The organism is Brevundimonas goettingensis (genome assembly GCF_017487405.1).
Classification (GTDB): Bacteria; Pseudomonadota; Alphaproteobacteria; order Caulobacterales; family Caulobacteraceae; genus Brevundimonas; species Brevundimonas goettingensis.
Window position 1 is genome coordinate 1,128,875 of sequence record NZ_CP062222.1, and the last position, 24,288, is coordinate 1,153,162.

Below are 24,288 nucleotides of genomic sequence, written 5' to 3' on the forward strand. Positions count from 1 at the left end.
GACATCGTCGGTATGGCCGCCTTCACCGTTCGCGACATCCCCGACCTTTCCGGCAAGCTGGCCGTCGTCACAGGGGCGACCGGCGGGCTGGGACTGGAGACGGCGCTTGCCCTCGCGGGCGCCGGCGCCGAGGTGGCCCTCGTCGGCCGCAATCCGGCCAAGGGACGCGACGCCGCGGCCCTGATCCGCACGCGCCACCCGGGCGCCAAGGTCTGGTTCGAACAGGTCGATCTGGCCAGTCTGAGCTCGGTGGGCGAGTTCGCGGACGAGATGCTGGCCGAGGGCCGGCCGATCGACATCCTGATCAACAACGCCGGCGTCATGGCCCTGCCCAGGCGCCAGACGACGGCGGACGGGTTCGAGATGCAGTTCGGGACCAACTACCTGTCCCACTTCGCCCTGACGGCGCGGCTGCTGCCGCTGCTGACAACAGGGCAGGCACGCGTGGTTCAACTGGCCAGCATCGCCCACAAGGGCGGCCGTATCCGCCTGGACGACCTCAACCATGAGCGCGGCTATCGAGCCTGGCCGGTCTATCAGCAGTCCAAGCTGGCCATGCTGATGTTCGCCGTCGAGCTGGACCGCCGCAGTCGGGCCAACGGCTGGGGCCTGACCAGCGTCGCGGCCCATCCCGGCTTCGCCCGCACCGATCTGATCGCCAACGGCCCGGCGGTGGACGGCGGCTCCCTGTTCGAATGGGGCGTCAGCCTGCTGGCGCCCGTTCTGAGCCATTCGGCGGCTGACGGCGCGCTACCGACCCTGATGGCCGCGACAGCGTCGGGTGTCGTCGGCGGTCAGTATTTCGGGCCTCAGGGCTGGAACGACATGAAGGGCCCACCGGGAATCGCCGACATCCGGCCCCAGGCGATGGACCCCGAGGTCGCGACCAAGCTCTGGACCGCCTCGGAGGGGCTGACAGGCGTGACCTTCTGAGCACGGGCGAGGGCAGGTGGGGGCAGGCTTACAAAACCTTCACCGTTCAGCCTCGGTTCAGCCACCGAAGCAGATTGTAAACACCGTTGTGGCAAGGTCGTCACGGTCCGGGCTTTCCGGCCAGATCGTGGACCCGGAGAACCCCGGGGACGTTGTCAGAACAGACTGTCTTCCTATCTGGACCTCCCGTGACCTTCGCACCCACCCTGTCCGATTTCCAGCCTCGCTCCCGCGATCCGCTGCGCGCGCTCAAGCGCTCGGCGCTGGTGTTCGCGGGCGTGCTGGTGGTCATCCTGGGCCTGCTGATCGGGCCATTGCCGGGGCCCGGCGGGATTCCGGTGGTGACCTTGGGTCTGGTCCTGATCCTGCGCGGATCGTGGAAGGCCAAGCGGCTGTTTATCCGCGCCCAGTACGCCCGGCCGAAGTGGGTCTATCCGTTCCGCCGCCTGATGCGGAAGCGTCCGGAGTTCGCGCCGGTCTTCTGGCAACAGGCGCTGCGGGCCGAGAAGCTGGTGCTGCGCCGCGCCAACCGGCCCCTCAAGGGCTGGCGCAAACGTCTGCGCCGCACGCCGCGCAAGCCGGCCTTCGCCTGATCTGACCCTGACAAAAACGACGCTTTTCGCGCCTGCGTTGTCGCACGCGCGAAGCACGCGCTTGTGAATACGGCAGAATGGCGCCCTGCTGAGACAGGCGTAGACTCGTCCCTGCGTTATCGGAACGGAAAAAGGCGTTGGGAGGCGCTGTCGTTATGATGTCACGCGTTAAAAAGGGACTGGTCGCCGGTTTGGCGGCCACAGTGGTCGTCTTCGTTCTCGAAGGGATCAATCAGTTCGCGGGGCCGTGGTTCACCCCGTCGTTTCCGGCCATCGTGGCCAGTATGATCGGCATGGACGGCAATGTCGCCGTCGGCTGGATCGCCCACTTCCTGATGGGGACCGTCGTCCTCGGGCCGCTGTTCGGCATTCTCTGCCCCCGGCTGCCTACCGACACCCAGGCCACCAAGGGCATCGCCTTCTCGGTGGGGGCCTTCGTCATCATGATGACGGGCGTCTTCCTGTTCGGCGGACCGAGCACCTTCGCCGGTGACGCCGGCTTCGGCGTCGTGGCCTGGCTGCTGATCACCAATGTGGTGTTCGGGATCGTGCTGGGGCTCGTCTATGGCGAGCTGGTCACGCGCGAGAAGAAGGCGGCCAAGCTGATGTCGGCCGGCGGCATTCCCGCCCACTGACTTCGGTCGGGGCCACGAAAAAGGCCCCGCCGTCGCCGGCGGGGCCTGATGTCGTTGCCGGAACGGCCGCTTCTAGTTGAGGCGGGCGCTGATCTGGGCGATGGCGGCGTCGAGCATCGGATCGCTCTTCTGCCCCGAAACGCGGGCGGTCAGGATTTGCTCGGCGGCGCGCGACGCCAAGTCGGCGGCGGCGGCCTTCACTTCCGCGGACGCCTGGGCCTCGGCCTGGGCGATGCGGCGCTCGGCCAGGGCCTGACGGCGGGCGAGGGTTTCTTCCAGCTTGGCCTTGGCCTCGGTCTCCATGACGCGGGCGTCGGCCTCGGCGGCGCGGAGCATTTCGGCGGCCTGGGCTTCAGCCTCGGCCTTCTCGGCGCGGATCTGCTTGAGCAGGGCTTCGGCCTCGGCGCGCAGACGGGCAGCCTCGTCCAGTTCGGACTGGATCTTGGCGGCCTTGGCGTCCAGCTGGGCGCCGACCATCTTGAACACACCGGCGACGACCAGGATGACGAAGAACAGCGCCAGGGCGACTGCGACCCAGAGTTCCGGGTTGTCGAGCGCATAGAGTTCGGGGTTGAAAAATTCCATCAGGCGGCTCCCTTGACCGCGGCGGCGACTTCAGCGGCGGTGGCCGCCTTGCCGGTCAGGTGCTCGACGATGGCCGAGGCGGTGTCGGTGGCGATGGTCGAGACATTGGCCATGGCGGCGTCGCGGGTCTTGCCGATAGCGGTCTCGGCCTCGGCGATGCGGGCGCTGACCACGGCTTCTTCCTCGGCGGCGCGACGGTTGGCTTCGTCGGTGACGCGGGCCTTGGCGGCGGCGGCGGTGGCGCGGGCCTTGGCGCGGGCGTCGGCGACCTCGGCCTTGGCCTGCTCGGCTTGGCCGGCGGCCTCGGCCTGGACCTGACGCGCGGTCTCGACGGCGGTGGAAATGGTCGACGCGCGCTCGTCGAACACCCGGCGCATGCGCGGGGCGAAGACCTTGGCGATCAGCGCGTAGAGAATGACAAACAGGAAGACCAGATAGACGATCTGCCCGAACCAGTGCTGGAACTCGAACTGCGGCAGGCCGCCGGAACCGTGTTCGCCGCCGTGGGCGGCTTCGGTCGTGGCGTGGGTGTCTGCCGGCGCGACCGCATGGGGCGCGTCAGAGGGCACGGCATGGACGGGGGGTGTGGTCATCGATCGCCTGGTCTTTGAACAGTGACGTCATCGTCGACGCGTGCGGACCGCCAGGGCCCGCACGCGCGCGATGTCGGTTTTAGTTGGCGCCGCTGTACAGCAGGAAGCCGATGACGAACGACAGGATGCCCAGGGCTTCCGCCAGGGCGGCGCCGACGAACAGGTTGCCGACTTGCGAGGCGGCGGCCGACGGGTTGCGCAGGGCGCCCGTCAGGAAGCTGCCGAAGATGTTGCCGACGCCGATACCGGCGCCGATCATGCCGGTCATTGCGAGGCCGGCGCCGATGGCCTTGGCGGCTGCTACTTCCATCATTCTCTAGTCCTAGTTAGTTGGTTTGGTAGGAAAATACTGAACCGGCCCCTAGTGGGCGTGGTCCAGGTTGACCACATCGTTCAGGTAGATGCAGGTCAGAACAGCGAAAACGAACGCCTGAAGGAAGGCGACGAGGAACTCAAGCGCGGTCAGGCCGACGGTCATGCCCATCGACAGCGGGGCGATCAGGATGCCGAGCCAGCCGGCGCCGCCGATGACGGCCGTGGCCACGAAGCCCGCGAACACCTTCAGCGCCACGTGACCGCCCAGCATGTTGCCGAACAGACGAAGGGTGAGGGTCAGGGGACGCAGCAGGAAGGAGAAGAACTCGATCAGGCCGACGACCGGGCGCATCACCAGCGGGGCGCCGGTGGGCCAGAACAGCTTGAAGAAGCCCAGGCCGTTCTTGACGAAGCCGACGACCACCACGACCGAGAAGGCGATGACGCCGAAGGTCGCCGTGATGGCCAGCTGCGAGGTCGCGGTGAAGCTGAGGAACAGGCCGAGGATGTTCATCGCCAGGATGAAGGTGAAGATGGCGAAGACGAACGGGAAATACTTCTTGCCGTCATGACCGATGATCGAGTCGGTCATGTTGTCGATCATGCCGAACAGGGTCTCGCCCGAAGCCTGAAGACGACCCGGAACGACCTTGGCGCTCATGGTCACCAGCTGCAGGAACAGAACCACGACGAGGAAGCCGATGGTCATCGCCAGGTGCGAGTTGGTGAAGGCGAGGTCGACGTGACCGATGACAGGCAGGGTTACGTCGGGGAGATCGACGTATTTCTGAATTCGAAACTGGTGAAGCGGATCAGCCATGGGCCCCTTAGTCTTCTTCGTCTTCGTCGAGGGGAACCGTCTCCGGCTCCACTCCAGTTGCTTTTGCTTCAGCCATAAGACGTTGCGACGTCCGCCAGCCCATCCACAGTGACACGCCGAAGCCCAGAAGGACGCCGCCGATCGTTCCCCACGGACTGGTGTTTGCGAACCGGTCCACGAGCAGGCCCAGGATCAGGCCTACAAATACGCCGCCCAGCAGGTCGGCGAGAATCCGCCATGCCTGCGAGGCTGCCTTCTGACCCGCCAGCTCCTGAGAGATCTGGCTCCGGGTCCGCGCCTCCAGCGAGGAAGCGCTGTCGTTGAGGCGTTTGATCGCCTCTTCGCGCGATTCCGTCGGTTGGGACATGGGTTGTATCGGCTCGACGTCCCGGCAAGCCCGGACGGGGTCTGAATTCGGCGCGGAACCTATAGGCGAGGGGCGCTTTGGTCAAGGCGTGTTACAGCCTGTCTAAGTTGCTGATCCTGCGAAAGATTTTTTATCCCCATGGTGGTGTGACGAAGCGTCGCCGCGGGGGGAGGGGATTGTCACAGGGGACGGTTCGTCCATCGCCCTTTCTTCCGGGTGCGGCGCCATCCATATGCAGGCGATGACGATGAGAGGCAGTGAGCGCGGCGGGCGTGGCGGACGCAACAAGGGTCCGGAGGCCCGGGCGGGGGCTCCGACCGACAAACTCGAGGACCCCAACACCTTCGCCGCCCTGGCCGATCTGACGCGGCTGGTCGGTCGCTCGGGCGCGCCGCAGCTCCGCCTGAGGCTGATCGCGGCGATTCTGCTGACCCTGGCGGGCAAGGGTCTGGGCGTGCTGGCGCCCCTGGTGCTGGGCGCGGCGGTGAATCACCTGTCGCGCGGGCAGGGGGCGGGCGTCTCCGTCGGCCTGGGCTTCGCGGCCTTTGCCGTGGGCTGGGCCATGGTGCGCTTCCTGTCGGCGGCCACGCCCCAGATTTCCGATGTCGTCTTCGCTCCCGTGCGGGCTGCGGCCCAGCGACGCACGGCCGCCGAGACCTTCGCCCACGCGCTCAATCTGTCGCTGGACTTCCACCAGACCAAGCGGTCGGGCTCCCTGTCGCGGACGATGGACCGGGGCGCGCGGTCGGTCGATTTCCTGCTGCGCATCCTGGCCTTCAACCTGGTCCCGACGGTCGTGGAACTGGCGCTGGCCGCGGCCGTGCTGGGCGGCAAGTACGACTGGCGATTCGCAGCCGTCGCCGTCGTCGTGGTGGTCATCTACACCGGCCTGACCTTCGGGGTGTCCAACTGGCGGATCGAGCACCGCCGGGTGATGAACGCCGCCGATTCGGAGGCCGCCGGCCTCGCCGTCGATGCCCTGCTCAACTACGAGACGGTCAAGTCGTTCGGGGCCGAGGCGCGCGCGGCCGAGGGCTACGACCGGGCGCTCGGCGCCTATAATGTCGCGGCGCTCAAGGCGAACACCTCCCTGGCCCTGCTGAACGGCGTCCAGGCCCTGATCATGAACGTCGGGCTCGGGGTCATGGCCGTGCTGGCCGGGTTCGAGGCCGCCGCCGGCCGGATGGGCCCCGGCGACGTCACCGCCGCCGTCCTGATCATGATCTCCCTCTACGCCCCGCTGAACATCCTCGGCTTCGCCTATCGCGAGATCCGCCAGTCCTTCATCGACATGGAGGAGATGCTCAAGATCACCCGCCAGACGCCCCAGGTCGCCGATGCGGCGGGCGCGCCGGACCTGCCCCGGGCGGCGGATGCGCGCGGCGGTTCGATCGCTTTCGAGGGCGTCTCCTTCCGCCATGACGCCCGCGCCAATGGGCTGGAGGATGTCGATTTCTTCGCCGCGCCCGGCACGACCACCGCCCTTGTCGGCCCCTCGGGCTCGGGCAAATCGACCATCGTCAAGCTGGCGCTGCGGCTTCTGGACCCGCAGTCGGGCCGGGTGTTGATCGACGGGCGCGATCTGCGCGACGTGACCCAGTCCTCACTGCGTCAGGCGGTCGCCCTGGTGCCGCAGGACGTGGCCCTGTTCAACGACAGTCTGAGGGTCAACATCGCCTTCGCCCGCCCTGATGCGGACGAGGCGGCGATCTGGGCCGCGGCCGAGGCGGCGGAACTGGCGGACTTCATCCGCAATCTGCCCGACGGCATGGACACCAAGGTCGGCGAGCGCGGCCTGAAACTTTCGGGCGGCGAGCGTCAGCGCGTCGGCATCGCCCGCGCCCTGCTGGCCGACCCCTGCCTGCTGATTCTCGACGAGGCGACCAGCGCCCTGGACAGCCGCACCGAGGCCGCGATCCAGAAGACGCTCAGAAAGGCCCAGGCGGGCCGTACGACCCTGGTCGTCGCCCACCGGCTGTCGACCATCGCCGACGCCGATCAGATTCTGGTGCTCAAGGCCGGGCGCATCGTCGAGCGCGGCGCGCACCACGAACTGGTGGCCCGTGTCGGCGGGGAATATGCGGCGCTGTGGAAGAAGCAGACGCGCGGCGCCCGTGCGGCCCGGGCCGAGGCCCTGCAGGCGAGCGACTGATCAGGCCGGGTCGATCTCGTTGGCTTCACCGGGAGCGGCGGGAATCTTCTTGGCCATGACCTGTTTGAGGCTGTCCAGAACCTGGGCGCGCTCGGCCACGGCTTCGGGCGGCAGGCTCAGGATCAACTGCATCGACTGGGCGTGGACTGTGACGATACGCCAGTCGAACGGGCGATCCTCGGCGGCGGCGTCGATCAGGTCGCACAGGCCGGCGGCGACGGCGCACAGGTCGATCAGCTCGAACGGTCCCGCCGCATCGATGACGGCGCTGGCCAGATCATAGACGTGCTCCAGCACCTGCCGGGCGTCGGGCGCGTCGGGGGCGGGGGGCTTCAAGGCGGCCAGTTCGGCGACGCGTTCGCCGACGATGGCCTGGCTCTGGGCCTGGAGGGTTTCCAGATGGGCCCGGGCCTGGGCCAGAGCCACGCCGACGCTGATGCCGCCGGCCTGATCGATCATGGCCGACAGTCGCGACTTCCGCTCTTTTCTGAGGACGACGACCATCAGATGGGCTCCGCGGTTTCGATGGCCTCGGCCAAGGTCCGTGCCTTCTTTTCATTGAGGGCGATCATGTCGGCGCGCCGTTCGTTGCGGTCGCGGGGGCGGGCCTCTCGCATCCGGCGGTCGGGCCCCTTGTATTCGCCGACCTCGAGGAAAGGCCGGGTGTCGCGGGCCACCCAGATCAGCCGCTCCAGCAGGCTCGCGGCGCTGAACGGCTTGGTCACCAGATAGTTGGCGCCGCAGTCGCGCACGTCGCCGACCTTGGATTTGCGCACGTGGGCGGCGGTCATGATGATCGGGATATAGGCGTTGGGTTCCAGACCCGAGTTGCGGACCCAGCGAACGAACTCATGGCCGTCCATGCCAGGCATCTCGCAGTCCACGAGGATCAGATCGACCTGATGGTCCCCCAGGATCTTGATGGCGTCGGCGGCGCTGAAGCAGGAATAGCGGACCTGGATGCCGAAACCGCGCAGGGCGAGGGTGGTGAGATCGAGCCCGAAGGCCGAATCGTCCACCACCATGGTCACGGCATTGCTGAGGTTGAACACCGCGCTTTCACGCAGGTTCTCGTTGAAGCTGTTGCTCATGACCGGTGCGCAGTTTGTTTCACTACCGCAAGGTGTCAGGCGGCCGTGGACAAGCGGTTAACGCAAGGTGTGGCCGAACCCCTATGTGGGGTTTGATCAGGCCGCGCGACCGATGGCGTAGAACCTGTCCGCCCGCTGCTTGCGCAGCTGATCAGGCGACAGGGGCGTCAGGGCCTTCAGCTCTTCCTCGACCACGTCGCCGACGGCCCTGACCGTCTCTTCCCGGTCCGCGTGTGCGCCGCCGACGGGTTCTGGGATCAGGCGGTCGACGATCTTCAGCGCCATCAGGTCAGGGCCGGTGATCTTCATGGCCATGGCCGCGTCCTTGGCCCGCGCGCCGTCGCGCCACAGGATGCCGGCCGCGCCCTCGGGCGAGATCACCGAATAGATGGAGTGCTCCAGCATCAGCACCCGGTTGGCGGCGGCCAGGGCGATGGCGCCGCCCGATCCGCCTTCGCCGGTCACCGTGGTGATGAAGGGCACGCCCAGGGTCAGGCCGCGCTCGGTCGAGCGGGCGATGGCCTCGGCCTGACCGCGCTCCTCGGCGCCCAGGCCCGGATAGGCGCCGGCGGTGTCGACGAAGGACAGGACGGGCAGGCCGAACCGATCGGCCAGATCCATCAGCCGCACGGCCTTGCGATAGCCCTCGGGCCGGGCCATGCCGAAATTGTGGGTCAGGCGGGTGGCGGTGTCGTGGCCCTTCTCGTGGCCCATGACCACCACGGCCTGGCCGCGGAACCGGGCGAGACCGCCCAGGATGGCCTGGTCGTCGCCGAACTGGCGGTCGCCGCGCAGCTCGACATAGTCGGTGAACAGCCCGTCCAGATAGTCGACGAAGTGGGGACGCTCGGGATGGCGGGCCACCTGGGTCTTCATCCACGGGTCGAGGCCGGCATAGGTCTTCTTGCGCAGTTGCTCGGCCTTCTTGCGCAGGCCGGCGATCTCGGTCTCGAACGAACCGGATGTCGAGGCCAGCAGCCCCAGCTCCTCGATCTTCTCCTCGAGTTCGGCGATGGGCTTTTCGAAATCGAGGTAGTGCGTGGCCATGTGGCGTCCGGATGGGCGAGCGGGGAAGGGCCGCCCTTGAGAAGCGGCGGAACCTAGAGCCGGTAACGCTTCGCGGCAAGCGGGGTTCAGAAGGCCTTTGGCAATCCGGCCTGTTTGAGGACGCCGTTGGCGGTGTGCCGGCTCTTGGAGCGCGGCACGGTGATCGCATAGCCCTTGTCGGGATGACGCCATTTCTCATGGCTCCCCTTGGCGTTCTCGGCCCGACGCCAGCCGGCGGTGAGAAGGAGGGCGGTCAGTTCGGGGTAGAAATCCTTGGGCATCGCGAACATCCAGTCAGGTCTGACGCGACAGTGAGGTGGCGGGGTGAGGGGGTGGACGGAGCTGAAAAAAATCCCGCGTTTTCAATCCGGATTTGGGCGCTGTTTCACCAAGTTGTTGTAAAATCAGAGCCGAAGGTTGGGGGATCAGGCTGCGATGACGTCGAAGCCGCCCGAAGCTTCGAACCGAACCGGCACTTCCCCGCTCAGACCCAGATTTTCCGCCAGAAGTTCCGGCGCGAAATGTTTCGCCAGCGACTCGAACTCGGCCAGGGTCGCCGTCTCCAGCGTCAGGCCCTGGATGTTGGATTCGCTGTACCAGACCCCGGCTTCAGGATCCCAGATCGCCTTGACGTAGAAGGGCTCGCTCATGGTCTCGAATATGCGCGCCTAGTCGTCCTTCGCCAAGGGGTGGTGCTGGTTGACCACCTGGGTCAGGCGGTCGGTGGCGACGTGGGTGTAGATCTGGGTGGTGGCGATGTCGGCGTGGCCCAGCAGGGTCTGGACGACGCGGAGATCGGCGCCGCCCTCCAGCAGGTGGGTGGCGAAGGCGTGGCGCAGGACGTGGGGACTGACCCGGGCCGGGTCGATGCCTGCGTCGATGGCGGCCTGATCCAGCTGCTGGGCGAAACGGCGCGGCGTCAGATGGCCCTCGGCGCCGGTCGAGGGGAAGAGCCACGGGCTGTCCGGACCCTTTTTCGGCTTTCTGGCGTCGCGGACCTCCAGCCAGGCCTTCACCGCCGCGCGCGCCGCGCTGTTCAAGGGCGCCAGCCGCTCCTTGCCGCCCTTGCCGCGCACGATCAGCCAGGCGGGGTCGCGCCGCACGGCCTCGACCCTGAGCGCCAGCAACTCCGACACCCGCAGGCCCGAGGCATAGGCTAGTTCGACCAGGGCCAGCATCCGCGTCGCACCCGCGCCGTCGTCCTTGCCCGCCGCGGCCAGCAGGGCCTCGATCTCCTCGCGGCTCAGGGTTTTGGGCAGGGGGCGGCCCTGCTTCGGCGCGTCCAGGCGGCGCGAGGGATCGTCCTGTCGCCAACCCTCGCCCAGGGCGAATCGGTAGAACTGCCGCACGGCCGAGCGCCGCCGCGCCGCCGTCGCGGCCGACAGGCCGCGCAGGGAGAGGGAGGCGTACCAGTCCTCGATCGCCGTCTCGTCCGCCGCGATCAGCCCGCCTTTCCCGACCCCCGCCTCGGCGTCGGCCAGATCGCGCGCATAGGCCGACAGGGTGTGGGGCGAGGCGTCGCGCTCGACCGCCATCATCTCCAGAAAGGCCTCGATCCGGGGCGAGGAGACGATCCCGCTCATGCTTTTGCGCCCAAGCTTTGGTCTGGAAGGTCTGGCGACATGGAATGCATCGTGTAGAGGATCGAACGGTTATGGCTTCCCCGTCCCCTACGCCGAATCCCGATGCCCAGAAGCGTCATGACCGCACCATAGCCCTCGTCGGGCTCATGGGTGTGGGAAAATCCACGGTCGGACGGCGTCTGGGCCAGAGGTTGGGCCTGCCGTTCGCCGATGGTGACGACGAGATCGAGGCGGCGGCCGGGATGACGGTGTCGGACATCTTCGCCAGGCTGGGCGAGGCCGAGTTCCGCGACGGCGAGGCCCGGGTCATGAAGCGGCTGCTGGAAGGTCCGCCCATGGTGCTGGCGACCGGCGGCGGGGCCATACTGAACGCCGACACCCGGGCCCTGCTGAAGCAGCACGCCATCACCGTCTGGCTCAGGGCCGACATCAGGATCATCGCCGCCCGGGTCCAGCGCCGCGACACCCGGCCCCTGCTGCGCGGAAAGGACCCGGCCGAGGCCCTGCGCGCCATGGCCGAGGTCCGCTATCCCGTCTATGGCCAGGCCGACGTCACCGTCGATGTCGGCGGTGGCGCCCACGCCGAGGCCGTGGAGGCTATCGTCAAGGCGTTGGATGCGTATCGGGCCGAAGCCGGGGCCAAGACCGGGGAGGGCGCCCGATGACCGACCTTCCCGTGACCGTCGTCCCGGTCGGCGGCGGCGCCTTCGCCCCCTATGACGTCGTGGTCGGACGGGGACTGCTGGCGACGGCGGGCCAGCGGATCGCGCCCCTGACGCGTGGCCGGACGGTGGTCATCAGCGACGAGACGGTGGCGGCGATCCACGGCCCGGCCTTGTCGGCCTCCCTGACGGCGGCGGGTGTCGCGAACCAGATCATCGCCGTGCCGGCGGGGGAGGGCTCCAAATCCTTCGCCGAGCTGGAACGGCTGATGGACCGGTTGCTGGAGGCCGGGCTAGACCGCAAGGATGTGGTCGTGGCCCTGGGCGGCGGCGTGGTCGGCGACCTCGCCGGTCTGGCGGCGGCTCTCTATATGCGCGGCATCGACTTCGTTCAGGTCCCCACGACCCTTCTGGCCCAGGTCGACAGTTCTGTCGGCGGCAAGACGGCCATCGACACCCCGCGCGGCAAGAACCTCGTCGGCGCCTTCCACCAGCCGCGGCTGGTCCTGGCCGACATCGACGTCCTGGCCACCCTGCCGCCGGTGCAGCTGCGTTCCGGCTGGGCCGAGGTGCTCAAGCATGGCCTGATCTGCGACGCCGCCTTCTTCGACTGGCTCTCCGGAGACGGGGCGGGGGGCGCGACCGGCGATCCGGCCGCGCTGGAACGCGCCGTGGTCCGCTCGGTCGAGATCAAGACCGGCATCGTCGGCGAGGACGAGAAGGAGGCGGGCCGTCGCGCCCTGCTCAACCTCGGCCATACCTTCGGCCATGCGGTCGAGGCCGAGCTCGGCTTCGAGGAGGCGGCCCTGGCGCACGGCGAGGCCGTCGCATTGGGCTGCGTCCTGGCCTTCCAGTATTCCGCCCGGCTCGGCCTGTGCGATCCGGAGGAGGTCGAGACGGTTGACGCCGCCATCGCCGCCGCCGGCCTGCCGACGCGCCTCAAACAGGCGGGAGACTTCACCGCCGATGCCCTGATCGCCCGGATGGCCGGTGACAAGAAGGCCGAGGGCGGGCGGCTGACGCTGGTCATCGCCCGCGCCATCGGCGACGCCTTCGTCGAGAAGACCGTCGATGCGGCGGACTTGAAGGCCTTCCTGCAGGAACAGGGCGCCGCGTGAGGATCGAGGCCGTGGTCCTTGAGGACCGGTTCGTGCGGCTGGAGCCCCTGACGGCCGACCTCAAGGACGAGATGCGCGCCGCGCTGGATTGCGACGCCGCCTCCTGGGACATCATGGTCAGCGCCGCCTACGGACCACATTTCGACGGCTGGTGGGCCTCGGCGATGAGCGCCATGGCGGCCGGAAGCCGCGTCGCCTGGGCCGTGCGCCGGAAAGAGGACGGCGCCCTCGTCGGCACGACCAGCCTCTATGAGATCCGGCCCGAGCATCGTCGCTGCGAGATCGGTTCGACCTTCTATGGCCCGAGGCGCGGGGCGGGGCGGTCAATCCGGCCTGCAAGCGCCTGTTGTTGGCCCATGCCTTCGCGGCGGGCGCGGTGCGGGTCGAGATCATCACCGACGGCGTCAACGCCGCCAGTCAGGCCGCCATCCGCAAACTGGGCGCCCGCGACGAAGGCATCCTGCGCAAGCACAAGATCACCTTCACCGGCCGCATCCGCGACACCGCCCAGTTCGCCATTCTGGACGAGGACTGGCCGTCGGTGCGTGATGGGCTGGACGCGCGGCTGGCGACGTTCGACTAGGGCTTGTTTGCCGTGGTGGCCGTCGCGATCGGCGAGGTCTGCGGCGGCGGCCCGAGCGCGACCACTGTCGTGCTGGTCGCCGCGTCGTAGGTAAAGCTCAGATAGTTCGCCCCCGCCACGCCGATCAGCTGGGTCGCCAGCGTCTCGCGAAACGCCGTCTGATCCTGCCAGGCACTGATCTGGTCGCCTTCACGCTGCGCGTCTATGACGATGACGGACAGCGGATCCGCAGTTCCCTTGCCCCCGAGGCCCGCGGCGGCCGCCGACAATGAAGGCGTCACCGCACCACCCGCGGGCGCCGCCGGAAGCGGGGGCAGGGTGATCTGGGCGAGGTTCCGGTTCAGGCCCGAAAAGGCGATCGTGATCTTCAGGCTGTCGATTGCGGCCTTGGTGTCCTCACCGGTCAGCAGCAGATCGGCGGCCCTCAGCGGGCTCGCGACAATGGCCGTCAGGGTTTCGAAGGGGGTGTAGCGAAGGTCGCGGTCCCGGGCGACGAGCGCCTGATCCAGCAGCAGGATGTCCCCTGCGTAGTCCTGGGCCATCATGCCGGCCAGTCGGCTGGCGTAGTTGGTCGAATAGGTGATGGCGTCATTGCGCCGTTTCATTTCGCCGCAGCTCTTTTCCAGACGCTGCACCTCCTGAAGGACGACGCCGTTGGGATCGATGCCGAGGCTGGCGCGCTTCGCCACGATGTCTTTCGACACGGTTCCAATGCCGGTGCAGTCGATCGGCGGAGCGAGGGTCGAGAGTGACAGCAGTCGGTTGAAGCGGTCGTAGCGGTAGGTGATCAGCTGCGTGGCCAACGCGCCGCCGTGAAACAGCTCCCGGGTCGGCTCATAGGCGTTGAACCGGCTGATGACGCTGGGGACGATGGCCGTGATGGTCCAGGCGGTGCGGGTGCTGTCGGATATGCCGCCCTCGAACGCGCCTGCCGCTCCGACGACGGTGATGGCCGCCCCAAGGTCCATGAAGGTTTGCTGGCGCTCGGCGCGGCGGATGTAGAAGCCATGCAACAGGCTGACGTGGCTTCGCGTCGTCGCATAGGAGGCCTGGGGCGTGGGCGCGGTGTCCTGCTCCAGCAGTTGGATCGCGCATTCCCGCGCCGGGAGATCGCCCTGCCGGAAGGCATTGACCCCGAGCAGGCCGCGGCCCCCGACCTCGCAGCCGATCGGCTTCCGATTGGACACCTGGCTGGTGGTGACCGTGGTCGTGGTTGTGGTGACCGTGTCCAGCGGCGCGGTCTGGGCCAGAGCCGCGCCAGCCATCGCGCTTAGAAACACTCCACAGACAAGGCTGTGGTAACCGGCCCTCTTGCCGTGCATGTAGAATTTCCCCGTTCGCCCAACGTCGTTTTTAAATCGGGCTTTCGGGGTTTTTCAAGGAAAAGTTGTCTGGGCGTCAATCCACCGCGCGGCAGTCGGTCGGCTGCAGGCCGTCGGCGGTCCAGGTGGCCATGACGCCCTTGCCGCGCAGTTCATAGGCGCTGGCCCTGTACCAGATGCCGTCGGCGGCGCGTTCCTGGAACAGGTCCACGGCCTCGCCATTGGAGTTGCGAACCGTGGCCATCTGGCGCGGATTGTCGAAATCGACCGACAGCCGTTCGCCGTTGTTGCAAAGGTAGACGGTGCGGATCACGCGGTTCAGGGCCCGGTCCTGAACCTCGGCGCCGGTGCGCTTGCGGGCGGTCTGGGCCTCGATGGCGCGCTGCTTGACCTCGTCGCCGCTGGTCGGAGCGGCCTTGGGCTCCTTGCCGCAGGCGGCCAGGACGGCGAGGGCCGCCAGACCGCAAAAGATGATCGACTGCGGAAGATCCGGTCTGGTCAAGAAATGAGCCCTCCAAGGCGACGCTTGGACGGCTAACGCCGGTCAGGCTTCACCGTTCCCATGCGACGCTTGCGGAAGAAGTCGCGCAGCATTCCCCCGGCCTCGGCGGCGTCGGGCCCGGCCTCGGCGACGGGACGCCAGTGACAGGTCGGCTGGTCGAAGATTTTCGGCCCGTGGATGACCCCTCCGCCCTTGGGATCGTCCGCCGCCCAGACCACGCGGCCGATTCGAGCATGGCTGATCGCTCCGGCGCACATGGCGCAGGGCTCGAGCGTCACATAGAGGGTCAGGCCGGTAAGGCGATAATTTTGCAGTGCGGCGCCTGCGCGCCTCAGCGCAACGATTTCGGCGTGGGCGGTGGGATCATGGGCCGCTACGGGGCCGTTTTCGCCCGTGGAGACCACTTCGCCGGTCGATTCGTCGACGATAACGGCGCCCACGGGGACCTCGCCTGCGTCCGCCGCCGCTTGCGCAAGGTCCAATGCCATGCGCATGAACCGCTCATCATGGCCCGCCATACAGACGACAACGACAAGAAGCCCCGCCCCAGTCAAGAGTTGAGGGCGCACAAACCCGGCGACCGGCCGAAGAGCGGCGCCGCGCGCCCCGGCTCGGCGAGCGCCAAATTCTTTACGACCGAGAAGAAGGAACCGGGCTCCGGCGGTGGCAAATCCTTCGGCGGTCGGGCCTATGCTCCGGACAAGGGTGCGCGTCCGGAGAAGCCGATCAAGGGCAAACGCTATTCGGCTGACGACCAGAACGCCGGTAAGGGCGCGGTGGGCAAGGGCTTCGGCAAGGGCCCGGCCAAGGGCAAGGACGCCAAGGCGGCGCCCGAAGAGCCCAAGCGCACCGAACGGATCGCCAAGGCCATGGCCCGCGCCGGCATCGCCTCGCGCCGCGAGGTCGAGCGGCTGATCGGTCTGGGCAAGGTGGCGGTCAACGGCCGCATCCTCGACACGCCGGCGACCCTGGTCACCCGCGACGACGTGATCACCGTGGACGGCAAGCCCATCGCGGCGGTTCAGGCGACCCGCGTCTGGCGCTACAACAAGCCCGTCGGCCTGCTGACCTCGCACAACGATCCGGGCGGACGCCCGACCGTGTTCGACAGCCTGCCCGCCGGCCTGCCGCGTGTGATCTCGGTCGGCCGTCTGGACATCAACACCGAAGGCCTGCTGCTGCTGACCAACGACGGCGAACTCAGCCGCGCGCTGGAGCTGCCGACCACGGCCCTGGTGCGCCAGTACCGGGCCCGCGCCCGCGGCCGCATCACCCAGGCGACGCTCGACACCCTGAAGGACGGCGTCACCGTCGACGGCGTCCGCTATGGCCCGGTCGAGGCGACCATCGACAAGGCCAAGACCAATGAGGACGGCGGCCAGTCCGCCAATCTGTGGATCAGCGTCCAGATCTCCGAGGGCAAGAACCGCGAGGTCCGCAAGGTGCTGGAGTCGGTCGGCCTGACCGTCAACCGCCTGATCCGCCTGGCCTACGGCCCGTTCCAGCTCGGCACCCTGCCGTCCGGCGCGGTCGAGGAGGTTGGTCCCCGGGTCATCCGCGAACTGCTGGGCGAACATATCCGCCCCGAGAACCTGCCCCAGGGCAACACCGTCCAGACCCCGGCGCCCGTTCCCGGCCGTCGCGGCGGCATGCCGGTGGTGACGGGCAAGTCCGGCTCGGCCCTGTCCGACCCGTCGCGCAAGCCCAGCCGCGTCCGCGCCGCCGAGACCGCGACCGCCCAGAGCATCGAAAAGGCCAACCGCCCCGCCAAGAAGGCCGGTTGGGCCAAGGCCGCGCCGCCCAGCCCGCGCGGTCCCTCGACCAAGAAGGCATGGGTTCCGCGTGAAGGCGCCGCCGCCGACGGCGACCGGCCCAAGCGCCCGTTCAAGCCGCGTGAGGACCAGATCATCGGTCCCAAATCCTCGACCTGGGCCCGCGATGGGGACAGGCCGAAGCGCGACTTCAAGCCGCGCGGCGAAGGCGGCGCACGCCCCTCCGGCACGAGCGGTCGCCCGGCCGGCGGCGCCCGCCCGACCGGTCCGCGCAAGCCGCGCGGCTGACGCCGACCGTTGACGCGGCAGGGGCGGCGTTGGAACCTGTTCCGACACCGCCGGGGGACGCCATGACCGACCATACCCACGAGATCGCCCACCAGGGGGACCCCGGCCTCGATCGGCTGCTGTTCTTCTCGGACGGGGTGTTCGCGATCGCGATCACGCTCCTGTCGATCGAGCTGCATGTTCCGCACGGCTGGGACGGCTCCTTTGCCGGGCTGATGAACGCCAGCTGGAAGATGCTGGGCGCCTTCGCCATCAGCTTCGCGGTCATTGGCGTGCTGTGGAACGCCCACCGCCGCTGCTTCCTGAAGATGACCCGGTTCACGAGCGGGGTGTTCGTGCTGAACCTGTTCGTCCTGGCCGGGATTGCCTTGATGCCGTTCGCGACCTCGCTGCTCTATGAGAATCCGCACGGAGGCGACGCCTTCCTGATCTACCTTTCGCTGGTTGCCCTGACCGGTGTGGCCCAGGGCCTGACCTATGGCTATGCGGCCTTCGTCGCCGATGTGATCCGGCCACGCCAGCATGCGATGATGCGCTTTTCGGCCTTCCTGATGCAGACTCTGATGCCCGGCCTGTGCTGCGGCCTGACACTGCTGGCGCTCGGCCGCGCGCCGTTGTGGATCGTGATCGGCCTGGCCGTGAGCCTGACCCTCCTGATCAGCTTCCGCGTGTTCGCCGCCAAGCGCTTTGGTCCGGCCGCCGTCGCCGCATGAGAATCGTCGCCGGATCGCTGAAGGGCCGCGCCATCGTCGCGCCTGAGGGACAGAACACTCGCCCCACCTCCGACCGCGCCCGTCAGGCCGTGTTCAACGTCCTGGAACACGCATCCTGGGCCGAGAGCCTGCAGGGCGTGCGCGTCATCGACCTGTATGCCGGCTCGGGCGCCCTCGGCTTTGAGGCGGTATCGCGCGGCGCCGGCTTCTGCCTGTTCGTGGAGACCGATGACGGCGCGCGCGGCGCGATCCGCGACAATGTCGAGGCCTGGCACCTGTTCGGCTCGACCCGCGTCCTGCGCCGCAGCGCCACCGACCTCGGTCCGCGCCCCGGCCCGATCGCCGAGGCCTTCGACCTGGCCTTCCTCGACCCGCCGTATGCCAAGGGGCTGGGCGAACAGACCTTGGCCGAGTTGCTCAAGGGCGACTGGCTCAAGCCCGGTGCGATTGTCGTGTTCGAACGCGGCTCCGGCGAGCCAGAGATCGAGACGCCGGGCTATGAGCGGCTCGACGCCCGCGACTACGGCGCCGCCCGGGTGCTGTTCCTCCGCAAGGAAGACTGAAAAACGCGCTTGACCCTCACGCCGCGTGAGGCCCGATAGAGGCGTCCATGCGGAACGACGCGCGCCACAGAACCTATACCGTCAGCCAGCTGGCGCGGTTGTCCGGAACCTCGGTCCGGACGCTGCATCACTATGACGAGATCGGCCTGCTGAAGCCCGCGTCGGTCGGCGAGAACGGCTATCGCTACTACGGACGCGAGGAACTGCTGCGACTGCAGTCGATCCTGGTCCATCGGGAATTCGGCATCGCCCTGGGCGATATCGGCGTCCTGCTGGACAGCGCCGGCTTCGACCGTCTGGAGGCGCTGCGCGCGCAACGGGAACGGATCGAGGCGGAGGCGGAGCGCTATCGCCGACTGGCCCGGACGATCGACCGCACGATCGCCGAACTGGAAGGACGAGACACCGTCATGGACAAGCAACTCTACGAGGGCTTCAGCCCGGAAAAACAGGCCGAGTACGAGGCCTGGATTATCGACAAATACGGCGAGCAGGCGCGGCCCCGCATCGAGGCGGGCCGGGCGGTGGTCGAGGCCATGTCGCCGGCCGAGCGTCAGGACTGGATGGCCGAGGTCGCCGAGCTCGAGGCCGATCTGGGCAAGGCGATGGGGCAGGGAGTGGCGGCGGACAATCCGGCCCTCGACCCCATCCTGTCGCGCCACCGCGCCTGGGTCGGCATCAGCTGGAAGACCATGCCGACGCCGGAAGCCTATGCCGGCCTCGCCGACCTCTATACGGGCAATCCGGACTTCCGGGCCCGCTATGAGGCGATCCAGCCGGGGCTCACCGACTGGATGGCCGAGGCGATGAAGGCCTATGCCGCCCGGGCGGCCTGATCGGGCGCATTTCGGGGCCGCTGGAGCGATCCGGCGGTCCCGAACGGGGGTTTCGGGCGTGGATTTGTGCGGTATTTTAATACCGCATTCAGAATATCGAATAAAATCAGATATCTAAGGCGTATTCATGCGTTCAATGCGCATTGACGCCTGTGATCCCTTCCTCTATCAGCGCGCCTTCCGTTCGTTCCGGCATCTGCTGGAGCGGGCCAACCCGTTTCGTCTATCCCAGGAACCTCGAAAATGCTGAAGAGCACTACGGCTGCCTTGAAGCCGTCCGAGGTCGAGAGGAAGTGGATCCATATCGACGCTGAAGGCGTCGTCGTGGGCCGCCTCGCGACCTTCATCGCCATGCGCCTGCGTGGCAAGCACCTGCCGACCTACACCCCCCACGTGGACTCGGGCGACTACATCGTCGTCACCAACGTCGACAAGGTCGTGTTCACCGGCAAGAAGAACACCGACAAGATCTACTACCGCCACACCGGTCACCCGGGCGGCGTGAAGTCGACCACCCCGGCCAAGGTGCTGGGCGGCCGCTTCCCGGAACGCGTTCTGGAGAAGGCTGTCGAGCGTATGATGCCGAAGGAAAGCCCGCTGGCCCGTTCGCAAATGACGCACCTGCGCCTGTTCGCCGGCGCTGCGCACGACCACGACGCCCAGCAGCCCGAAACCATCGACTTCGCCGGCCGCTCGGCCAAGAACACCCGGAGCATCTGAGCATGACCGACGTCACTCAAGACACCGCCACCGGTTTCGACGCCCTGAAGGGTCTGTCCGCCACGGCCGAGGCCGCTCCGGAACACGTCCAGAAGATCGACGCCCAAGGCCGCGCCTATTCGACCGGCAAGCGCAAGAACGCGATCGCCCGCGTCTGGGTCAAGCCCGGCACCGGCAAGTTCACGATCAACGGCAAGGATCAGATGCAGTATTTCGCTCGCGAAATCCTGCGCATGATGATCGCCCAGCCGCTGGTCGTCTGCGGTCGTGAGACCCAGTTCGACGTCGTCTGCACCGTCGAAGGTTCGGGCCTGTCCGGCCAGGCCGGCGCCATCCGCCACGGCCTGTCGCACGCCCTGACGCATTATGAACCGGCCCTGCGCCCGGTCCTGAAGCCGCACGGCTTCCTGACCCGCGACAGCCGCGTCGTCGAGCGCAAGAAGTACGGCCGCGCCAAGGCTCGCCGTTCCTTCCAGTTCTCGAAGCGTTAAGCCGTTTCGCGAAAGCGATTACGAAACGGGGCGCTTCGGGAAACCGGAGCGCCCTTTTTCTTTGCCTGTTCCATCAGGAGCATCAGATGACCCACACGATCTTCATCGACGGCGAGGCCGGCACCACGGGGCTGGAGATCCGGCAGCGTCTGGAAGGTCGCGCGGATCTGGAGTTCATCTCCCTGACCGGCGACCTGCGGAAAGACCCGGCGGCGCGGCGCGAGGCGTTGAACGCGGCCGATGCGGTGATCCTGTGCCTGCCCGACGAGGCGGCGAAGGAAGCCGTCGCGATGATCGACAACACCACGACCCGGGTCATCGACGCCTCCACCGCCTTCCGGGTCGCCGAGGGCTGGACCTATGGCTTCGCGGAGATGGATGCGGGTCAGCGGGCGGCCATCGCCGTCTCGACGCGGGTCAGCAATCCCGGCTGCTATCCGACGGGCTTCATCGGCCTGATGCGGCCTTTGGTGAAGGCGGGCATCGTTCCGGCCTCCAGCTTCGTCACCGTCAACGCTGTCTCGGGCTATTCCGGCGGCGGCAAGTCGATGATCGCCGAGTTCGAAGGTCCCGATAAGGACAAGGCGCTCGCCTTCCGCGCCTATGGCCTGAACCTGCACCACAAGCATGTGCCGGAGATGACGCAGCACACGGGGCTGGCCAACGACGTCCTGTTCGCTCCCGCCGTCGGGACCTATCGCCAGGGCATGCTGGTCGAGATCCCGCTGCAGCTGTCGGCCCTGCCGGCGACCTCGGTCGAGGTCATCCATGGCGCCCTGGTCGAGGCCTATGCCGGCCAGCGTTTCGTCGAGGTCGCGGACCTGGAGACGACCGAGGCCATGACCGGCATCGACCCGGAGGGGCTGAACGGCACCAATCGCATGCGCCTGCACGTCTTCGGCGACCGTCACGGCCATCAGGCGCGTCTGGTCGCCCTGCTGGACAACCTCGGCAAGGGCGCCTCGGGCGCGGCGGTGCAGAACCTGAACATCATGCTGGGTCTGGACGAGGCGACGGGGCTTTCCTGACGCCTTGAAACCTTTCGCGTATCGGCGGCGTACTTCGGATCATGACCCAGTCGATCCAGATCCCGCGCCGTTCGCTGCTGATGGGCGCCGGCGCCCTGTCTCTCAGCGTGGCCCTGTCGGGCAAGGCCCAGGCGGCCGACGCCTTCGCGTCCTCGCCGTTCCGCCAGACGACCGACGCCCAGTGGCGCGCCCGCCTGCCGGGCCTCAGCTACGATGTCATGCGCCACGAGGCGACCGAGCGGCCGTTCACCAGCCCGCTGAATGACGAGCATCGGCCCGGCACCTTCGTCTGCAAGGCCTGTGAGCTGCCGCTGTTCCTGTCGGCGTGGAAGTTCGATTCAGGCACCGGCTGGCCCAGCTTCTATCGCGTCAACCCGGCCAACATCGGCTCGAAGAGCGACTTCGCCATCGGCTTTCCGCGTACGGAGTATCACTGCGCCCGCTGCCTGGGGCACCAAGGCCATGTCTTCGATGACGGCCCGCTGCCGACCGGAAAACGCTACTGCAACAACGGTGTCGCGCTGACCTTTAAGCCCGGCTGATCACTGCCAGCTGCGGGCTTTGAGGGCGGACTCGATCGTCGCGCCGGTCATCACCGAGGCGATGATCACGAACAGGCCGTAGTCGTGGCCGGACCAGAACACTGGCACGGCGGCCAGCAGCATGACGACCAGCGGGAAGACCCCGGCCATGGCCGCCGTCGAGGGCTTGTCGGCGTGGATCATCGGCGGCGTCGTCCGCTTCAGCTGGCGCTGCATCAGGGCGTTGCCGAAGACGTAGCCGACGATGCAGATCGCGGCCATCAGCGGGTATTTGATTTCGCCCGCGGCGCCGAGCTCGCCGTAGACGACCGCGGTCAGCAGCAACAGGAGCAGGGAGATGGTCGTGCTGATGGCCAGCAGGACGTTCGGTTCGATACGCTTCAAGACTTCACTTTCACATAGGCGCCGGGCGTCGGCTCGAGGGGCTTGAGCGGCCCCTTGGCGGGATCGCGCGCCGGAATCTGTTCGCCCGACCGCTCCTTAAGCCACGCAGCCCAGTGGTTCCACCAGCTGCCGGGATGTTCCTGCGCCCCCGCCTGCCATTCGGCCAGGGTCGCGGGCAGGGCAGTGTTGGTCCAGTGCTGGTACTTCTTCGCCGCCGGCGGATTGATGATCCCGGCGATATGGCCCGAACCGCCCAGGGTCAGGGTGACGTCGGCGTTCCGGAACGCTCGCGCCGAGCGATAGACCGAGTTCATCGGGGCGATGTGGTCCTCTCGGCTGGCCACGAAATAGAGGGGGATGGTCACGTCGCCGAGGTCGACCTTGAGGCCGCCGATCCCAAACTCCCCCTTTGCCAGGAGGTTCTGGCCGTACATCGAGCGCAGATAGTCCATGTGCAGGGCCTTGGGCATCCGCGTCTGGTCGGCGTTCCAGAACAGCAGGTCGAAGGCCGCCGGCGACTTGCCCATCAGATAGTTCGAGACGAAGAACGACCAGATCAGGTCGTTGGCGCGCAGGGCGTTGAAGGTCTCGGCCATGGCCGCGCCGGGCAGGACCCCGCCGGCCTCGTCCATCTGCTGCTCGATCGAGCTCAGCCAATGCTCATCGGTGAAGAGCAGCAGATCGCCGGCCTCCTCGAAATCGTGCTGGGCGGCGAAGAAGGTGGTGGCGGCGACGCGTTTGTCCTTCTTCGCGGCCATATGGGCCAGGGCCGCCCCCATCAGGGTGCCGCCGATGCAATAGCCGACGGTGTTCAGCGTCTTCGAGCCCGTCTGCTCCAGCACCTTCTCGACGGCGCGATAGATGCCCTTGTCGAGGTACTCGTCGAAGCCGAACCCGGCCTTGTCCTGATCCGGATTGACCCAGGAACAGACGAAGACGGTGAAGCCTTGGGCCGACAGCCAGCGGATCAGCGAGTTCGCCGGCTGCAGGTCCATGATGTAGAATTTGTTGATCCACGGCGGGAAGATCAGCAGGGGCACGGCGTACTGCTGGTCCGTCGCGGCGTCGAACTGGAGCAGTTCGAACAGCTCGTCGCGCCAGACGACCTGGCCCGGGGCGGTGGCGACGTTCTCGCCGACGACGAACTTGCCGTAGTCGGCCTGGCTGATGGCCAGCTTGCCCGCGCCGCGCTCCAGGTCGGCGGCGAAATTCTGCATCCCCCTGACCAGGGATTCGCCGTTGGTCTCGGCCATGGCCTTGAGCGCCGCCGGGTTGGAGGCGAGGAAGTTGGACGGCGAGAAGGCGTCGGTCAGCAGCTTGGTGAAGAACTCGGCCCGGCGGCGCGTCATCGGATCGACGTCCTCGACCGAGGCGATCAGGCCGTTCATCCAGTCCGAGGTGACCAGATAGGACTGGCGCATCATGTCGAACATCGGGTTCTCGGACCAGGCCGGGTCCTTGAACCGCTTGTCGGGCCGGTCGCCGGCCGAGGGGGCGACCGTCTCGCCCGCCGCGCGGCGACTGGTCGTGGCCCACAGGTCCATATAGCGGCTGAACAGATCGGCCTGGGCGCTGAACAGCTTGTCTGGGCGGGCGGCCAGGCTGGTCATGACGCTGGTCATGGCGGGGCCGACGTTGAAGGGATCGGGCGACAGGGCGGCGGGGCGGTCGGCCTGGCTCAGGGCGGCCTCGGCGATGGCCGACTGGGCGGTCATGGCGGCCCGGGCGATGTTGATCGACAGGGTTTCCAGCGCCTGCATCTGCTCGGCGCCCGGCATGACGAAGGGATTGGCGGTCTCGGCTTCGGGCTTCGGTTCAGAGTTCGGCTCAGGCGGGGAAGGGGCGGCGGCCTCTACGACGGGCTCAACAGCGGCGTCGGCAGCCTTCTTCGCGCGGGGGCGCGGCGGCTTGGCGGAGGTCGGGCGACCGGCCTTTCTGGGCGCGGCGACGGGCGTTTCGGTCTTGGAAGCCTTGGTCGGTCGCTTGGCCATCAGGGGTCCTTCGGCGTTTCCCGGCGTGGGGGACTGCACGCCGCCCTTCCGCCGAATGC

The 24,288-nt window shown here is 67.7% G+C and carries 31 protein-coding genes; 15 read left to right on the forward strand and 16 right to left on the reverse strand.

Annotated elements, in window-relative coordinates:
• Positions 1-12: 12 nt before the first annotated feature.
• From IFJ75_RS05580 to IFJ75_RS05590, 3 genes are all read left to right on the forward strand, one after another.
• Positions 13-933, forward strand: coding sequence for an SDR family oxidoreductase (locus IFJ75_RS05580; RefSeq protein ID WP_207931641.1), 921 nt, complete (start codon positions 13-15; stop codon positions 931-933).
• 188 nt (positions 934-1,121) lie between these two features.
• A complete protein-coding gene (locus IFJ75_RS05585) occupies positions 1,122-1,526 on the forward strand; it encodes a hypothetical protein (protein ID WP_225897010.1) in 405 nt (134 codons plus the stop codon).
• A gap of 158 nt (positions 1,527-1,684) precedes the next feature.
• Complete coding sequence (locus IFJ75_RS05590) at positions 1,685-2,161, forward strand: DUF6789 family protein (RefSeq protein ID WP_225897011.1); 477 nt, start codon at positions 1,685-1,687, stop codon at positions 2,159-2,161.
• Positions 2,162-2,233: 72 nt separating this feature from the next.
• On the opposite strand, the gene IFJ75_RS05595 is transcribed toward IFJ75_RS05590, so the two are convergent.
• From IFJ75_RS05595 to IFJ75_RS05615, 5 genes are all read right to left on the reverse strand, one after another.
• Positions 2,234-2,746: a F0F1 ATP synthase subunit B gene (locus IFJ75_RS05595; protein WP_207931643.1), complete on the reverse strand. Its 513-nt coding sequence runs from the start codon at positions 2,744-2,746 to the stop codon at positions 2,234-2,236.
• Positions 2,746-3,339: a F0F1 ATP synthase subunit B family protein gene (locus IFJ75_RS05600; RefSeq protein ID WP_207931644.1), complete on the reverse strand. Its 594-nt coding sequence runs from the start codon at positions 3,337-3,339 to the stop codon at positions 2,746-2,748. The genes IFJ75_RS05595 and IFJ75_RS05600 overlap by 1 nt, the downstream gene beginning before the upstream one ends.
• Positions 3,340-3,418: 79 nt before the next feature.
• A complete protein-coding gene (locus IFJ75_RS05605; RefSeq protein ID WP_207932485.1) occupies positions 3,419-3,649 on the reverse strand; it encodes a F0F1 ATP synthase subunit C in 231 nt (76 codons plus the stop codon).
• A gap of 51 nt (positions 3,650-3,700) precedes the next feature.
• Positions 3,701-4,474, reverse strand: coding sequence for a F0F1 ATP synthase subunit A (locus tag IFJ75_RS05610; RefSeq protein ID WP_207931645.1), 774 nt, complete (start codon positions 4,472-4,474; stop codon positions 3,701-3,703).
• Between the two features lie 7 nt (positions 4,475-4,481).
• A complete protein-coding gene (locus IFJ75_RS05615; RefSeq protein WP_207931646.1) occupies positions 4,482-4,841 on the reverse strand; it encodes an AtpZ/AtpI family protein in 360 nt (119 codons plus the stop codon).
• Between the two features lie 247 nt (positions 4,842-5,088).
• On the opposite strand from IFJ75_RS05615, the gene IFJ75_RS05620 reads away from it, so the two are divergent.
• On the forward strand, positions 5,089-6,993 hold the full coding sequence (locus IFJ75_RS05620) for an ABCB family ABC transporter ATP-binding protein/permease (protein WP_207932486.1): 1,905 nt from the start codon (positions 5,089-5,091) through the stop codon (positions 6,991-6,993).
• Here the strand turns inward: IFJ75_RS05620 and IFJ75_RS05625 are convergent, their stop codons facing one another.
• From IFJ75_RS05625 to IFJ75_RS05650, 6 genes are all read right to left on the reverse strand, one after another.
• A complete protein-coding gene (locus tag IFJ75_RS05625) occupies positions 6,994-7,497 on the reverse strand; it encodes a chemotaxis protein CheE (protein WP_207931647.1) in 504 nt (167 codons plus the stop codon).
• Positions 7,497-8,084: a response regulator gene (locus tag IFJ75_RS05630; protein WP_207931648.1), complete on the reverse strand. Its 588-nt coding sequence runs from the start codon at positions 8,082-8,084 to the stop codon at positions 7,497-7,499. The genes IFJ75_RS05625 and IFJ75_RS05630 overlap by 1 nt, the downstream gene beginning before the upstream one ends.
• A 96-nt stretch (positions 8,085-8,180) precedes the next feature.
• Entirely contained in the window at positions 8,181-9,131 is a 951-nt protein-coding gene (locus tag IFJ75_RS05635) for an acetyl-CoA carboxylase carboxyltransferase subunit alpha (protein WP_207931649.1), read from the reverse strand.
• 86 nt (positions 9,132-9,217) lie between these two features.
• Positions 9,218-9,412, reverse strand: coding sequence for a type II toxin-antitoxin system HicA family toxin (locus IFJ75_RS05640; protein WP_207931650.1), 195 nt, complete (start codon positions 9,410-9,412; stop codon positions 9,218-9,220).
• A gap of 144 nt (positions 9,413-9,556) precedes the next feature.
• The gene (locus IFJ75_RS05645; protein ID WP_207931651.1) at positions 9,557-9,781 is read right to left on the reverse strand and encodes a DUF1902 domain-containing protein; all 225 of its coding nucleotides are present in this window, start codon (positions 9,779-9,781) and stop codon (positions 9,557-9,559) included.
• Positions 9,782-9,799: 18 nt separating this feature from the next.
• Positions 9,800-10,714 (reverse strand): site-specific tyrosine recombinase XerD, encoded by a 915-nt coding sequence (locus tag IFJ75_RS05650; protein ID WP_207931652.1) that lies wholly within the window; start codon positions 10,712-10,714, stop codon positions 9,800-9,802.
• Positions 10,715-10,785: 71 nt separating this feature from the next.
• On the opposite strand from IFJ75_RS05650, the gene IFJ75_RS05655 reads away from it, so the two are divergent.
• The 3 genes from IFJ75_RS05655 (at position 10,786) to IFJ75_RS20075 (ending at position 13,077) form a co-directional block, all read left to right on the forward strand.
• Positions 10,786-11,379 carry a shikimate kinase gene (locus tag IFJ75_RS05655; RefSeq protein ID WP_207931653.1) on the forward strand — a complete coding sequence of 198 codons (594 nt, stop codon included), beginning with the start codon at positions 10,786-10,788 and terminating at the stop codon, positions 11,377-11,379.
• On the forward strand, positions 11,376-12,494 hold the full coding sequence (gene aroB / locus IFJ75_RS05660) for a 3-dehydroquinate synthase (RefSeq protein WP_207931654.1): 1,119 nt from the start codon (positions 11,376-11,378) through the stop codon (positions 12,492-12,494). The genes IFJ75_RS05655 and aroB overlap by 4 nt, the downstream gene beginning before the upstream one ends.
• Positions 12,495-12,843: 349 nt before the next feature.
• Positions 12,844-13,077: a GNAT family N-acetyltransferase gene (locus IFJ75_RS20075; protein ID WP_318781074.1), complete on the forward strand. Its 234-nt coding sequence runs from the start codon at positions 12,844-12,846 to the stop codon at positions 13,075-13,077.
• Here the strand turns inward: IFJ75_RS20075 and IFJ75_RS05670 are convergent.
• The 3 genes from IFJ75_RS05670 to tadA form a co-directional block, all read right to left on the reverse strand.
• A complete protein-coding gene (locus IFJ75_RS05670) occupies positions 13,074-14,342 on the reverse strand; it encodes a hypothetical protein (protein WP_207931655.1) in 1,269 nt (422 codons plus the stop codon). The two genes, IFJ75_RS20075 and IFJ75_RS05670, sit on opposite strands and share 4 nt — an antisense overlap.
• 133 nt (positions 14,343-14,475) lie before the next feature.
• Positions 14,476-14,901: an MliC family protein gene (locus tag IFJ75_RS05675; protein WP_207931656.1), complete on the reverse strand. Its 426-nt coding sequence runs from the start codon at positions 14,899-14,901 to the stop codon at positions 14,476-14,478.
• 32 nt (positions 14,902-14,933) lie between these two features.
• Positions 14,934-15,395: a tRNA adenosine(34) deaminase TadA gene (gene tadA / locus IFJ75_RS05680; RefSeq protein WP_207931657.1), complete on the reverse strand. Its 462-nt coding sequence runs from the start codon at positions 15,393-15,395 to the stop codon at positions 14,934-14,936.
• 12 nt (positions 15,396-15,407) lie between these two features.
• Between tadA and IFJ75_RS05685 the strand changes: the two genes are divergently transcribed.
• From IFJ75_RS05685 to msrB, 8 genes are all read left to right on the forward strand, one after another.
• The gene (locus tag IFJ75_RS05685) at positions 15,408-16,961 is read left to right on the forward strand and encodes a pseudouridine synthase (protein WP_207931658.1); all 1,554 of its coding nucleotides are present in this window, start codon (positions 15,408-15,410) and stop codon (positions 16,959-16,961) included.
• Between the two features lie 62 nt (positions 16,962-17,023).
• Positions 17,024-17,674, forward strand: a complete 651-nt coding sequence (locus tag IFJ75_RS05690) for a TMEM175 family protein (RefSeq protein ID WP_207931659.1) — start codon at positions 17,024-17,026, stop codon at positions 17,672-17,674.
• The gene (gene rsmD, locus IFJ75_RS05695; protein WP_207931660.1) at positions 17,671-18,237 is read left to right on the forward strand and encodes a 16S rRNA (guanine(966)-N(2))-methyltransferase RsmD; all 567 of its coding nucleotides are present in this window, start codon (positions 17,671-17,673) and stop codon (positions 18,235-18,237) included. The genes IFJ75_RS05690 and rsmD overlap by 4 nt, the downstream gene beginning before the upstream one ends.
• A 47-nt stretch (positions 18,238-18,284) precedes the next feature.
• Positions 18,285-19,073 carry a MerR family transcriptional regulator gene (locus IFJ75_RS05700; RefSeq protein WP_207931661.1) on the forward strand — a complete coding sequence of 263 codons (789 nt, stop codon included), beginning with the start codon at positions 18,285-18,287 and terminating at the stop codon, positions 19,071-19,073.
• 243 nt (positions 19,074-19,316) lie between these two features.
• On the forward strand, positions 19,317-19,793 hold the full coding sequence (rplM, locus tag IFJ75_RS05705) for a 50S ribosomal protein L13 (RefSeq protein WP_207931662.1): 477 nt from the start codon (positions 19,317-19,319) through the stop codon (positions 19,791-19,793).
• 2 nt (positions 19,794-19,795) lie between these two features.
• Complete coding sequence (rpsI, locus tag IFJ75_RS05710; protein WP_207931663.1) at positions 19,796-20,284, forward strand: 30S ribosomal protein S9; 489 nt, start codon at positions 19,796-19,798, stop codon at positions 20,282-20,284.
• An 86-nt stretch (positions 20,285-20,370) separates the two neighbouring features.
• Positions 20,371-21,312, forward strand: a complete 942-nt coding sequence (gene argC, locus IFJ75_RS05715; RefSeq protein WP_263973024.1) for an N-acetyl-gamma-glutamyl-phosphate reductase — start codon at positions 20,371-20,373, stop codon at positions 21,310-21,312.
• Between the two features lie 41 nt (positions 21,313-21,353).
• Complete coding sequence (gene msrB, locus IFJ75_RS05720; protein ID WP_207931664.1) at positions 21,354-21,854, forward strand: peptide-methionine (R)-S-oxide reductase MsrB; 501 nt, start codon at positions 21,354-21,356, stop codon at positions 21,852-21,854.
• Here msrB and IFJ75_RS05725 read toward each other — a convergent pair whose 3' ends face one another.
• Together IFJ75_RS05725 and phaC are read right to left on the reverse strand one after the other, a co-directional pair.
• Entirely contained in the window at positions 21,855-22,238 is a 384-nt protein-coding gene (locus tag IFJ75_RS05725; RefSeq protein WP_207931665.1) for a hypothetical protein, read from the reverse strand.
• Positions 22,235-24,229, reverse strand: a complete 1,995-nt coding sequence (gene phaC / locus IFJ75_RS05730) for a class I poly(R)-hydroxyalkanoic acid synthase (RefSeq protein ID WP_207931666.1) — start codon at positions 24,227-24,229, stop codon at positions 22,235-22,237. The genes IFJ75_RS05725 and phaC overlap by 4 nt, the downstream gene beginning before the upstream one ends.
• Positions 24,230-24,288 lie beyond the last annotated feature (59 nt).